This window comes from Burkholderia sp. WSM2232 (assembly GCF_000472545.1).
Lineage (GTDB): Bacteria > Pseudomonadota > Gammaproteobacteria > Burkholderiales > Burkholderiaceae > Paraburkholderia.
Map to the genome: position 1 here is coordinate 1 of NZ_AWZV01000037.1, position 12,973 is coordinate 12,973.

General features: G+C 62.7%; 10 protein-coding genes. 3 read left to right on the top strand and 7 right to left on the bottom strand.

Going from position 1 to position 12,973, the window contains the following annotated elements:
• Positions 1 to 167: 167 nt before the first annotated feature.
• Positions 168 to 1,220 (bottom strand): NAD(P)-dependent alcohol dehydrogenase, encoded by a 1,053-nt coding sequence (locus F757_RS0126535; RefSeq protein WP_027214028.1) that lies wholly within the window; start codon positions 1,218 to 1,220, stop codon positions 168 to 170.
• A gap of 354 nt (positions 1,221 to 1,574) precedes the next feature.
• Between F757_RS0126535 and F757_RS0126540 the strand changes: the two genes are divergently transcribed.
• Positions 1,575 to 2,564, top strand: coding sequence for an AraC family transcriptional regulator (locus tag F757_RS0126540; RefSeq protein ID WP_027214029.1), 990 nt, complete (start codon positions 1,575 to 1,577; stop codon positions 2,562 to 2,564).
• Between the two features lie 37 nt (positions 2,565 to 2,601).
• Here the strand turns inward: F757_RS0126540 and F757_RS0126545 are convergent, their stop codons facing one another.
• From F757_RS0126545 to F757_RS0126555, 3 genes are all read right to left on the bottom strand, one after another.
• Positions 2,602 to 4,083 carry a sensor domain-containing diguanylate cyclase gene (locus F757_RS0126545; RefSeq protein WP_027214030.1) on the bottom strand — a complete coding sequence of 494 codons (1,482 nt, stop codon included), beginning with the start codon at positions 4,081 to 4,083 and terminating at the stop codon, positions 2,602 to 2,604.
• Between the two features lie 136 nt (positions 4,084 to 4,219).
• Positions 4,220 to 6,799 (bottom strand): adenosylcobalamin-dependent ribonucleoside-diphosphate reductase, encoded by a 2,580-nt coding sequence (locus F757_RS0126550; RefSeq protein ID WP_027214031.1) that lies wholly within the window; start codon positions 6,797 to 6,799, stop codon positions 4,220 to 4,222.
• A gap of 242 nt (positions 6,800 to 7,041) precedes the next feature.
• Positions 7,042 to 7,329, bottom strand: a complete 288-nt coding sequence (locus F757_RS0126555) for a DUF3331 domain-containing protein (protein WP_027214032.1) — start codon at positions 7,327 to 7,329, stop codon at positions 7,042 to 7,044.
• Positions 7,330 to 7,678: 349 nt separating this feature from the next.
• Here F757_RS0126555 and F757_RS0126560 point away from each other — a divergent pair, with 349 nt between their 5' ends.
• On the top strand, positions 7,679 to 8,788 hold the full coding sequence (locus tag F757_RS0126560) for an AI-2E family transporter (protein ID WP_027214033.1): 1,110 nt from the start codon (positions 7,679 to 7,681) through the stop codon (positions 8,786 to 8,788).
• Between the two features lie 81 nt (positions 8,789 to 8,869).
• On the opposite strand, the gene F757_RS0126565 is transcribed toward F757_RS0126560, so the two are convergent.
• Entirely contained in the window at positions 8,870 to 9,742 is an 873-nt protein-coding gene (locus F757_RS0126565; RefSeq protein WP_027214034.1) for an alpha/beta hydrolase, read from the bottom strand.
• Between the two features lie 111 nt (positions 9,743 to 9,853).
• Positions 9,854 to 10,963 (bottom strand): OpgC domain-containing protein, encoded by a 1,110-nt coding sequence (locus F757_RS0126570; protein WP_027214035.1) that lies wholly within the window; start codon positions 10,961 to 10,963, stop codon positions 9,854 to 9,856.
• Between the two features lie 476 nt (positions 10,964 to 11,439).
• Between F757_RS0126570 and F757_RS0126575 the strand changes: the two genes are divergently transcribed.
• Positions 11,440 to 12,600 (top strand): porin, encoded by a 1,161-nt coding sequence (locus tag F757_RS0126575; protein ID WP_027214036.1) that lies wholly within the window; start codon positions 11,440 to 11,442, stop codon positions 12,598 to 12,600.
• A gap of 30 nt (positions 12,601 to 12,630) precedes the next feature.
• Here F757_RS0126575 and F757_RS0126580 read toward each other — a convergent pair whose 3' ends face one another.
• Positions 12,631 to 12,960 (bottom strand): hypothetical protein, encoded by a 330-nt coding sequence (locus F757_RS0126580; RefSeq protein WP_027214037.1) that lies wholly within the window; start codon positions 12,958 to 12,960, stop codon positions 12,631 to 12,633.
• Positions 12,961 to 12,973: the final 13 nt, after the last annotated feature.

Below are 12,973 nucleotides of genomic sequence, written 5' to 3' on the forward strand. Positions count from 1 at the left end.
CCCACTTATGAGCTGGCGGTTTGAGCCCGCTTTCTTTGCTTACTTTCTTTGCGGCGGCAAAGAAAGTAAGTGCCGCCCCGCACAGGGGCAACACTAATAGACCACCGTGATCTCAAGGAAAGGCCAAGGGGGTTAGAACAAACCCCACCCCAGCCAAAAACCTGAAATCACTTCCGCAAAGAATCCAGATCAATCACAAACCGATACTTCACATCGCTTTTCAACATCCGCTCATAAGCCTCGTTGATCTTCTGCATGGGAATCACTTCGACATCCGAAGTAATGCCATGCTCACCGCAGAAGTCCAGCATTTCCTGCGTCTCGGCAATGCCGCCAATCAGCGAACCGGCCAGCCGGCGGCGCTTGAAAATCAGGTTGAATACTTGCGGTGATGGATGATCGTGCTCGGGCGCGCCCACCAGCGTCATCGTTGCGTCGCGCTTGAGCAGGTTCAGGAACGGATTGAGGTCGTGCTGCGCGGCCACCGTATTCAAAATCAGATCGAAGCTATTCGCATGCGCTTCCATCTCCTGCGGGTTCTTCGAAATCACTACCTCGTGCGCGCCAAGCCGCTTCGCGTCCTCGATCTTGGAAGGCGACGTGGTGAACAGCACCACGTGCGCGCCCATTGCGCGCGCGAGCTTCACGCCCATGTGGCCGAGGCCGCCGAGGCCGACAATGCCGACCTTCTTGCCAGGACCGGCGCCCCACGTGCGCAGCGGCGAATACGTGGTGATGCCCGCGCACAGCAACGGCGCGACGCCAGCCGGATCGAGATTCTGCGGCACACGCAGCGTGAATTCCTCGTCGACGACGAGCTGCGTCGAATAACCGCCGTAGGTGATCTGTCCGTCGACGCGGTCCACGCCGTTATAGGTTCCGACAAAACCGTTCTCGCAATACTGCTCGAGGCCTTCCGCACAGCTTGCGCAAGCACGGCATGAGTCGACAAGGCAACCCACGCCGACCAGGTCGCCTACTTTGTACTTCGTGACATCCGGACCCACCTCAGTCACGCGGCCGACGATTTCATGACCCGGCACCACCGGATACACCGTGTTCTTCCACTCGTTGCGGGCCTGATGCAGGTCGGAGTGACACACGCCACAAAACAGTACTTCCATCTGCACATCGTGCGCGCGCAGTGCGCGGCGCTGGATTTCGAACGGGGCGAGCGGCGCGCTGGCGTCGTTCGCAGCATAGGCATACGTCGTGCTCATGAGTAGCTCCGGCAAAGAGAGTGAGATTGCAAGGCGCCGAAGATGGGCGACGTGCGTCGCCGATGCAGCCAACCTTGCCGTGGTTTGCCATTCGAAGCCGGCCTCGCGGCGCGGGACAGCAGCGCCAAATAGCGGCGCGGGCCGCGACGGCGGACTCATCGAATGTGAGCTGCCGACCCCATGCCGCGAGGCGCGGAAAAGGTCGTGCAGGCAGGGTTCCCATGTTAGAAGCCCGTAGTGGGCCAGTGAATACCTGAATATCTTGAAGGTTTGCCTAAAACTCCGCGAATGGAGCGCAGCAGCCTGTTTGATGCTAAATTTCAGGCATTATCCTCTTGCCGTCACTATATCGTCATGTCGCCGTTACCGTCCGGACCATCACCGTCTGCCGCCGAAATTGCCGCTGCCCCTGCCGCACAGCAGCGCCTCATCGAAGTCTTCGACACGCTTGCGCCAAAGCCGGGCATGACCGGCTCGAGCCTCGACGGCGTTAGCCTGATGCGCGCGAACAGTCCGATGCCGCGCATGCCCGTCATGTACGAGCCGTCCATTGTGATCGTGTGCCAGGGACGCAAGCGGGGTTATCTCGGCGATCAGGTGTTTCAGTACGACGCGCAGCAATACCTGGTGCTGTCCGTGCCGTTGCCGTTCGAATGCGAGACCGAGGCGAGCATCGACGAACCGTTTCTCGGCATCTCCATTCGGGTCGATCTGGCAGTGGTCGCCGAGTTGCTGATGGCGCTCAACGAAACGCAGGGCGCTGCACGCAACGAACCGCTCGGCATTTATTCCACGCCGCTCGATCCAGCCTTGAGCAGCGCGGTGCAGCGCTTGCTCGACGCATTGATGTCGCCGGTCGACGCGCGCATTCTCGCGCCCGGCATAGTGCGCGAAATCTGTTATCGCGTGCTGACCGGCGAGCAGGGCGATGCGATTCGCGCAGCGCTCATGCATCAGAATCACTTCGGGCGCATTGCCAAAGCACTGCGCCGTATTCATGCGGACTATCACGGCCAGCTCGATGTGGATACGCTCGCCTCCGAAGCCGGCATGAGCCTCGCCGTTTTTCACGCGCAATTCAAGGCCGTGACGGCGACTTCGCCGATGCAATACGTGAAGACCACGCGTTTGCATCACGCGCGTTTGCTGATGGTGCAGGACGGTCTGAATGCGGGCGCGGCCGCCGCGCGCGTGGGCTACGAAAGCGCGTCGCAGTTCAGCCGCGAATTCAAGCGTCTTTTCGGCCTGAGTCCCGTCGACGAGGTCAAACGCATGCGCGCAATCTACGATTCGCCGCCGCCACGTATCGTCAAGCCTGTCGCGCGCTACGTGACGGCGGTGTAGGGAAAGCCGACGCGCACGCGGCCAGCGTCACCGCGGTTCATTGCGGACCGCTCGCCTGTGGGTCGAGCTGATTGGCGTAGTGCGAGCGCTTCTCCTCGTACATCAGCAGATCGGCGCGCTGTACGCCCGCTTCCAGGCGGTCGCCGCGCTGACAGGTCGCCGCGCCCATCGAAAAGCTGAGCGGCGAGCCGGGGTAGAACTGATTGTTCATCTCGACCAGCTTGCAGATCGCTTCCATCATCGCCGCGCCACCGCGCTCGTCCGTGTCCGGCATCAGAATCGCGAATTCGTCCCCGCCAATGCGCGCGGCCTGAAACGGCGTCTCCATGGCCTTGGCAAGCACTTCGCCGGCGCGGCGCAGCAATGCGTCGCCGGCAGCATGGCCGAGTTGATCGTTCACGCGTTTCAGGCCATTCAGATCGGCCATGATGATCGTTACGGGCCAAGGTCCCTTGCGCTCGAGCCGGTTCAGTTCGTCGACATAGAACGAGCGGTTGCGCAGTTTCGTCAGCACGTCGTGCTTGCCCAGAAACTCGAGGTAAGCCTCCGCCTTCTTGCGTGCGGTGATGTCGGTCAGCGCGACGAGTACCAGGTCCCAGTCGTTTTCATGTCCCGGCAGCACCGAAAACTGCAGGTGTACGTGCACTTCGCTGCCGTCGAGCGAATAGTTGAGCACCTCGCGCTGCTGGAATAGTTTGCCTTCCCATAAGTCCAGCAACTGCTCGCGGAAATGCGGCCGCATGTCGTCGCGGAACACGTCGGCGAGGCGGGCGCGCAGTGTCTTCTTATCGGGCGCGGCGAACATGTCGAGCGTGTGCTGGTTCACGTCGAGCACATGAATCTCCTGCATGCAGCGTTCGACGAACTCCGGGTGCACATCGGTAAACACGCGAAAATCGCTGATGCCCGCCGCCCGCGCCCCATCGAGCAATTGCTTCACGGCGCTGAAATCCTCCACCCACAGCGATACCGGAGAATGTTCGAAGAGGCCGCGTGCGTATTCCTCGGCGAGCGTCACGCGGTGTCTTGCCCCCTCCAGTTCGGTGATGTCTTCCACCGAAACGAGCACACGGTCCCAGCGTTCTTCGTGCCCCGGCAGCACAGAGCCTTTGAGCAGCACGTCGAGTCGCCGCCCGGTGAGCGTGTAGTTGACGGTCTGGCTCGTAAAGTGCAATTGCCCGGCCCACAACTGGCAGAGTTCCTCGAGATGAGTCTTCAGCATGTCGTCGCGGAACACGGCAGCAAGGTTGCCGTTGAGCGTGTCGAAGTCCGCAGCCTCGAATTGCGTGAGCGTCTTCTGATTGACCTTGATGACGCGAATGCTACGCGCGCATTCGGCGACCCGTGCGGGCGCTTCGGCGAAACACGCGCGCAGGTCGGTCACGCCCTCGGCGCGCCATGTGTCGAACAGATCGCGCACGCCGCTAAAGTCTTCGACCCACAGCGAGACGGGCGCAAGGTCGAACATTTTGGAATCGTCGTTGGAAGGCTGGGGGACGTGAGGCGAAATATCCGGCATGAGGTTCTCGTCGCAGAAAGTCTGGCTATTCTACGGTCCCGTTGAGTCGCTCGAAAAAAGACGGTTGCGGGTGCGGCGCGCATCGACAACGATGCCGCGCCGCAGCCACCCGCTGTTCAGGCGTCAGTCGGCTAACTCAGCCGCAAGCGCCCACCTCGCCACAGGCCGTGCAGAAGTCGCAGCCGTCCTTGCGGATAACGGCGTTCGCGCCGCACGAACCGCATTTGCGCCCGAGCATGGTATGCAGTCCGGGCACCATGCCAGGCGGTGCCATTTCCGGCGTTTCCGCGTCCGCCGGATGCGCACGAATGCCGAAGTCCGCGGGCAGCGCCGTTTCGGCTTTCATCTGTCCGCGCGGCAAGCGGGCGAGCAGGCGCGACGGAACCTGATTGCCTTCAGCGTCAAGAAAGCCGCGGCGGTGCAGGATCTGCTGGATGGCAAAGGCGAGCGCGGCCACTTCCGAATCGTGCCAGCGCGGCGTGCGGTGGCCGTCCAGACGTTGCACCTCGCCAAGCCGCACCTGGCCGCGGTCCCACGAGACCTTGCGCATGTCCTGCAGATTACGCGCGACGAAACCGCCGCGCGCCGCGAGCGACAACGAGCGCATGGTCGCCGTGATCCATTGCTGCGATTCGTCGCGCTGACCGGTCGGAATGAAGAACTCGATGGGCCGCTCGATCGTCACGTCTTCGCCGCCCAGGCGCCCGGTTACCTCGATGAACGACACGGCGACGTACAGCGATTTCTTGCCGGCTTGCGTCAGATACTCGACCTTCTCGATGATCGCAGGCAACTCGCCCTTGGGCCGATGATCGATCGCGATACGCAGCGGATCGAGGTCGCTCTCGGCGAGCGTGTCGTCCGCCTGAGCCGGGCTCACGCTCAGCACCGCGCCGAGCGTTTCGTTCGGGCGGTAGGTGGCAAGGCCCTTCAGTCCGCTTTTCCATGCGTCGAAATAGAGGCTTTCGAAGGCTTCGAACGGATAGTCGGCGGGCACGTTCACGGTCTTCGAAATCGACGTGTCCACGTAAGGCTGAACCGCCGCCATCATGTCGAGATGATCGCGCGCGGACATTTCCAGCGCACTGACGAAGTAGTCGGGCAGCCGGCTCACGTCGCCGCCCAGTTCGCGATACAGCCGGTACGCGTAATCTTCGACATCGAACGATTCGCGGCTGCCGTCGGCCATCACCTTCATGCGCTTGTAGGTCCAGGAGAAGGCCGGCTCGATGCCGTTCGACGCATTGTCCGCGAACGCGAGGCTGACTGTGCCGGTCGGCGCGATGGACAGAAGATGGCTGTTGCGAATGCCGTCGCGGCGAATTGCGTCCTTCAGGTCCTCCGGCAGGCGCGACGCGAAGGTGCCGGGCTCCAGATACCGCTTTGCGTCGAACAGAGGAAACGCGCCGCGTTCTTTCGCGAGTTCCACCGACGCGCGGTACGCCTCGTCGCGCATCAGCCGCGCAATGCGCACGGCGAAGTCGCGACCTTCCTGCGAGTTGTAGCGCAGGCCGAGCATCACGAGCGTATCGCCGAGACCCGTAAAACCCACGCCGATACGGCGTTTGGCGCGCGATTCGTCGTATTGCTGCGGCAGCGGCCAGAGCGTCACGTCCAGCACGTTGTCCAGAAAGCGCACCTGTGTGCGGGTGCGTTGTGCGAGGCCGTCCCAATCGAATGAGGGCTTGCGGCCTTTCAGTTGCGCAAACGGCTCGAGCACGAAACGCGTGAGATTGAGCGGGCCGAGATTGCAGCAGCCGTAAGCGGGCAACGGCTGCTCGCCGCAGGGATTGGTCGCGCGAATTGTTTCGACGGCGCGCAGGTTGTTGTCTTCGTTCATCCGCGAAATGAAGACGATGCCCGGCTCCGCAACGTCATACGTGGAGCGCATGATGCGGTCCCAGATCTCGCGCGCCGGCCGCTCGCTGTACACCCACATGCCGTCGTCGCGCTGACGCATGTCGCCGGCCGCGCGCAGCGCCGGCGACGGCTCTGCGCGATGCACGAGCTGCCACGGCTCATCTTCCTCGACCGCGCGCATGAATTGGTCGGTCACGCCAACGGATACGTTGAAGTTGTTCCAGCGGCCCTTCGAATGCTTCGCCTCGATGAATTCGAGCAGGTCCGGATGATCGCAGTCGAGCACGGCCATCTGCGCGCCGCGCCGCGAGCCCGCACTCTCCACCGTGCGGCACGATGCGTCGAACACGTCCATATAACTGCACGGCCCGGATGCCGACGAACTCGTGGTATGAACGCGCGCGCCCTTGGGCCGGATCGCGGAGAAGTTGTAGCCAACGCCGCCGCCGCGCCGCATGGTTTCCGCCGCCTGCAGCAGCGCGACGTAGATGCCGGGCAGGCCCTGTTCGTCGACGCCCTGGATCGCGTCGCCGACCGGCTGCACGAAGCAGTTGATCAGCGTGGCGGCGATCCCGCTGCCCGCGGCGCTCATGATGCGGCCTGCGCCGAGCGCGCCGTGCCGCAGATTGTCGACGAAAAGCGCTTCCACGGATTCGCGCAACACCGCCGGTTCGGCCGCGGCGACGCCGTGCGCGACGCGCCTGAAGACGTCGTCGGCGGATTGCTCGTCGCCTTTCGCGTACTTTTCGAGCAGGACGTCGGTGGAAAACTGCTGGGGAGCGACTAGCGGAGCGGGGGGCGCGCTGGCCGCGCGGGTGTCCGGCCTGGCGGACGGATGCGGCGTGTCTTCTGCCATGGTGTGCCCTTAAACGGCGCCGTGCCGCGCACGGCGCGATGGGTGGAGATGCGTGTCACTGTACCGTCAGGCGTGCAGCCAGCAGGATGATGTGACGCAAGCAGGTCCACCTTAACGCACGTGGCGAAGGGCCGCAATCCGGTGGCTTTTATACGGTTTTACGCGGCGGCGATGCGATGCGCCGCACGTTGCGCCGTTACGCGGTCCTCGCGGCGCATAACGGCGGACAGGGCGACGGCGACTCAGGCTTCGGCAGGCAGCGCGCCGAGTATTTCGGCACAGATCATCGCCGAGGCGTTCGCGGGCGCCGGCCGCTCGGCCGGCTTGAACACCGCGTCGCCGCGGCGGATCTTGCGACGCGACACTGCGCACGTTCCCGACGTATGCGCCGACCTGCGCCGCCAGCGCTGCTCGCCGTAATGACATCGTCCCGGCTCGACCCAGCGGATCACCAGCGTCGTGTCGGAGCGCTCGAGAATCTCGATGCGTACGCCGTTGGTACCGTCAAGGGGGATGGACTCCAGGGTCATCATCGTCGGCTCCGTATTTGTGGGTGTGCCGAATTTAGTCCCGCGCGCGCTTCTAAGCCATTGTGTCCCCGTTGAAACACTGTTCCCCAAATAGCAACAATCCGACTTGACTTTTTATGAGCGTTGAATGGGCGCGCCTTAGCGGAGCGTGCGGTCGATGGAAAACAGATAGGAGCGCTTTTTGCAACGCAGTGTTGTAGCTGGTGAGACAGCCAGATCGCCCAGGCAGACGTGCACGCGCATCCTTTAAGATGTCATGGTCATTGTGCGAGCGCGTCCCGCCAGTCTAACGGGTTTGCTTTTTTTGGGTCGGCTCGCGTGCACTCCCGGTATTCACATTCGAGTCAACATGAATTCACGTCCACCCGCCGCCGGGTCCGAATCGGCGTATCCGAAACACCCCACGCAGGCACTGTTGACGCCCGAGCGCGTGAAGAAACAGAAGGCCGCTTCGCTCGCGCTTTACATCGGACTCGTGCTGCTGGCGTTGTGGGTCGTGCGCGATTTTCTTGCGGTAGTGGGATGGGCGGGTGTGCTCGCGATTGCGCTATGGCCGCTGCTGCGCATGGTCGAGGGTAGCCGCTGGCTGAGCGGGCGCACCACGCTGATCGCCGCCGCACTGACGCTCGCGATTGCGTTGCTGGTCGTGCTGCCGGTAGGCGTCGGCATCGCTCAGGCGCTGCGCGAAGCACACGATCTGAGCGAGTGGTTCAAGGCGGCGCAGGAGAACGGCATTGCGATGCCGGACTTCATTCACCATTTGCCGTTCGGCGTGCACCAGGCCGAGGCGTGGTGGCAAGCCTACCTCGCGCCGCCTCTGCGCGATTCGGCCGCGATGAAGGGCTTGCACAGCACCACCGTCGTCACGCTGGGGCGCCACTTCGGCGCGCGCGCCGTGCATGCGGTGACCGTATTCGCCTTCATGCTGGTGACCTTGTTCGTGATCTTTCAGGCGGGGCCGCGTCTGTCCGGGGCCCTCGCGAGAGGTTTGCAGCGCGGGTTCGGCGAAGACGGCGCGCAGCTTGTCCAGCGCATGGCCACAGCCGTGCGCGGCACCGTATCGGGCCTGGTGGTGGTTGGGCTCGGCGAAGGCGCGTTGCTGGGCGTCGCCTATTTCGTCACCGGCTTGCCGCACGTCGCGCTGCTCGCGCTCATTACCGCGATTGCCGCAATGCTGCCGTTCTGCGCGCCGATCACGTTCAGTCTGGCAGCGTTGTGGCTGTTCTCGCAGGGATCGGTGGCCGATGCAATTGGCCTCCTGGTGTTCGGTTCGATCGTGGTTTTCGTCGCCGAGCATTTCGTGCGGCCGGTGTTGATCGGCAATTCGACGCGGCTGCCTTTCCTGCTGGTACTGTTCGGAATTCTCGGCGGCGCCGAGACCTTTGGGCTGCTTGGCCTCTTTATCGGCCCCGCGCTCATGACCGTGTTGATGGTGCTGTGGACCGACCTCGTGCAATAGTTGCACGCCCGGTTGTGGTGCGGTGCGTGCGGTGCGGTGCGGGTGCGTGCGATGCGGGTGCGTGCGATGCGGGGCGGGCGCTTAGGGCCGTTGGTTCGACGGATGTTCGAGCGCCGGCAGTTTCGTGCAGCCGAGGGTGTATTTGAGCGCGCCCGGTAGCAGCGCGCTCCACACGTCCCACGTGTGACCGCCGTCGATGATGCGCAGCGCCGCGGGATTGCCCGCGAGTCGAAGCTGCGTGTAAAGCAGGGAGGCGTCGGCCTGGATCGCGAGGTCGTCGTCCCCGGCCGCGATGAACATCGGCACGCGATAGGGCCGGCTCATATAACGTTCCCATTGCGCCGGGTAGTTCAGCTCGTGCCAGATGCGCGGATCGAACTGACGTTCGCCGAACACACCCACGCGGCGCGCCGCCGAACCGCGTGGCGGCTCGTTGGCGTAAATGGCGGGACTGAGCAGCAGCGCGCCGCAAAAGCGCTCCGGCTGCGTTATCGCATAGCGCAATGCGCCGAAGCCGCCCATCGACACCCCGCCGATCATGCGCCCCGCGCGCTGCGTGGAGACTGCGTAGTGCGTTTCGATCTCGGGCAGCAGATCTTCGAAGAACGCCGTCTCCATCTTTTCCTTGCGGTCGACGTACCAGTCCGTGCCGCCTTGCGGCATCACGACTGCAAGCGGTGGAATATCGCGGTGCTCGATGAGCGTGTCGAGCGTGCTTTGCAGATGACCGCGGCTGATCCAGTCGTTTGCGTCGCCATTGTTGCCATGCAGGAGATACAGCACCGGAATGCGCGCGGCGTCGGGACGGTAGCCTGTCGGCAGATAGAGCGTGTAGGACCAGTCGCGGCCCAAGGCGGGCGAATGGAAGCTGCGGCTCGTTATGGTGCTGGCGAACGGCGATGCACCGCAGACGGCGCACAGAAGGACCAGCGTGGAATGTAGGAATAGACGCATGTCGCGGTAGGAAGCAGCCACGTCAAATGGGACGCGGCGGTCATGCTATCAGCATCCCGAGACGCTTTGACCAAGGGTGCGACCTGGTAGGCCACGGCCGGCCCGCGAAACTCACGGCCACGTGCGAAGCCGCGTGCCGACCATACGCGTGACGAGGCGCTTGAGCGGCTCGGTTCCGCACGCGACGGCGACAAGCGCCGTGACCGCGCATGCGTCGGCGAGCAGACCGAGTGGATAGTTCAGGTAGCCGTCGGTGGCGGCATACAGCACTGAGTCCACCACGAGCGAGATCACGGCGCCGGCAATGAAACACAGCAAGCCTTTGCGCCCGATCAGGCCGACGAGCGGCAGCGACTGCGCGAGCTTCCTGGCCCAGCCCAGCTCGGTCAGCTTGGCCACGAGCCACGCGATGGCGAGGAAATTAACCGCCCGCAAGTAGGAAAGGTTCTGCTTGAAGGTCGGATCGAGCGGCTCGCGCTCGATGAAGAGCTTGTAATAAGCCGCGACAGCCGCGACTGAGCATGCGGCCAGCGTCACGAGCCAGCCCAGGCGGTGCTGGCTGACGCGCTGATAAACCGGCTGGCAACGCGCGAGCACGCCGACCACGAACAGCAACTGCCACGCGAACGGGTTGAAGTCCCAATGCATGTCCGGCGAGGCGGGCAGGTAAGCGGCGATCGCCGGCGCGCCTGCCCATAGTGCGACGCTGCCCGCGAGCAGCAGCCAGGGTTTGCTGCGCGCGAGCGGCAGGATCATCGGCACGAGCAGCGCGAAGAACGCGTACATGGGCAGCACGGACGCCAGATAAGGCTGACGGCGCAACAGCACGATGTCGCGCAAGGCGGCAAGCGGCGTGTCCATCAGGTCGTCCAGGTCAGTGATGGCGAGATTGGGCGCCTCGATGCTGAATGCGTTCAGGACTGCGCTCACGAGCAGCATCAGCCCGGCGGTCACGAGAAATGCGCGATAGATTTCCAGCGAGCGCCGCAGGAAGCGATTGCGCGCGATGCTCTCGCTGCGCCGCTCGGCGAGTGCTGCGTAGGCCGTGGCGGTCGCGAATCCGCCGAGAAACACGAACACCTCGGCCGCGTCGCACAGCGCGTAAGCATGCAGCGTGATGCGCGACAGAATACTGCCGCCGATGTGGTCCACCACGATGATCAGCAGGACGAGTCCACGAAAAAAGTCGAGCTCGATTAAACGGGATTGCGACGGTTGCATTGTTTTTATGCCAAAAGCAAGCCCCGTGCGACGGCGCGCTCTTTTAGCGCGTCGGGCGTCTCACAAGGCTTTGGAATAGTGGAGTGATGCTGCGTGGCGGCCGCAACTCGCGTTGCCGCTTTGGCCTGCCGCAAGCAGGCGGGCTTGCATCGGGCAGTAAAAATGACTCCCGCAGCACGGCGGAGTTCCGCTTCGGTGCCGCGAAAGTGGGCGATTATATTTCTTTCTGTGACAAGTCTGCTGAGAACCGCACACTGCAGAGTCCGTTCCGCCGGGCCGCAAGCGGATCAGGCGTTTTAGGACAGTGGAGATTTCGCAACGTTTTGACAGATCCACGCGACACCCAATGGACGGACGCGTTCCGGCGTGTGACGATTTCCCACAAGCGCGTCGGACTTCCAGAAGCGCGTTGTCATAGAGTCAAGAAGAAGGCGTCCTATCGAGTCAGGCCCTTACTCGGGTGCAGGGGGATCGTCATGAACAGGCAAGTGTTGGCGCTCGCTGTTTCAACCGCTGTCTCAGCCGCCTGGAGCGCCGCCGCGTCCGCTCAGACGAGCGTCACGCTGTACGGCGTACTCGACGAAGGCATCAACTACACGAACAACGCCCGCCGCGGACACGTCTACGAACTGGCAAGCGGTTACGCGCAAGGCAGCCGCTGGGGGCTCAAGGGCACCGAGGAACTCGGCGGCGGGCTCAAGGCGATCTTCCAGCTGGAAAATGGTTTCGACGTGAGTTCAGGGCGGCTGAATCAGGGCGGCCGCCTGTTCGGACGGCAGGCCTTTGTCGGCTTGAGCGTGGAGCGATATGGCGTATTGACGCTCGGGCGGCAATACGATTCAGTGGTCGATTATCTTGCGCAGAGCACGGCGAATGGCAACTGGGCCGGTTCGCTTTTCTCGCATCCTTACGACAACGACAACACCGACAACTCGTTTCGCCTCGACAACACGGTTAAATACACAAGCCCGTCAATTAGCGGCTTTCGATTCGGCGGTACCTACAGCTTCAGCAACGCCACGAATTTCGGCAATAACCGCGCATATAGCCTGGGCGGGCAGTACGCGTATGGCGGTCTGCTCGTGAGTGCCGCTTATTTGCGAGCGAATAATCCTGGCAATGGCGCGAACGGCGCGATTACGGCCAATGACGCCAGTTTCCTCGCCGCCCGCATGCGGGTGTTCGGCGGTGGCATTACTTATAGCTTTGGGCCGGCTACCGCGGGGTTCGTATATAGCAATTCAAGATATTTGAATCCGACCGGCAATGGCTATCTCGGCACTACGCCGCTCGTGCCGCCTGGCGTGTTGCTGAACTCGTTGAAATATCAGAACTTCGAGCTCAACGGAAAATATCAGATTTCGCCGATGCTGTTTGTCGGCGCGCAGTACGTCTACACGATCGAGAATTATGATGCGTCGAGCGGCGGCGTCAAACCGAAAATCCACTCGTTCGGCCTGATGGCGGATTACAACCTGTCGAAACGAACCGACGTCTACATTCAGGGCGAATACCAGCAGGTCGCTGGCGACTCGACGTATTCGATACTCGACGAAGCGTTTATACCTGGCGCGCAGGCGCCTTCATCGACATCGAAACAGGTGGTGGTGCGCGCCGCGATCCGTCATAAATTCTAGGCGGCGCGCGCGGTGTGCGTGACTCAGTGCTTAAGCAGTCAGAAGGTTTTGAACCAGAATGCCGACCATCACGCCGGCGGGAATGCCAAAGGTTCTGCCGCGCAATGTTGCGTTGAGGTCTTCGTCGAGAATGAAGCTGCTGCGGCGCTCGCTCCAGACGGTTTTATACAGAAGCGGTTTGGTATCGGAAATGAGCAGTGAAATCACGACCGTGGCGATGACCTGCTCGAGCGCATGCAGTTTCGCCATGAAGGGCGAAAATTCGCCGCCGACGCAAAGCACCACCATGATGACCGTAGCGACTATGGCGCCAAAGAAGAAACCGCCCATGAAGCGGTTGGCTGATGTAAGAGAATCCACTTGAGCCTCGACT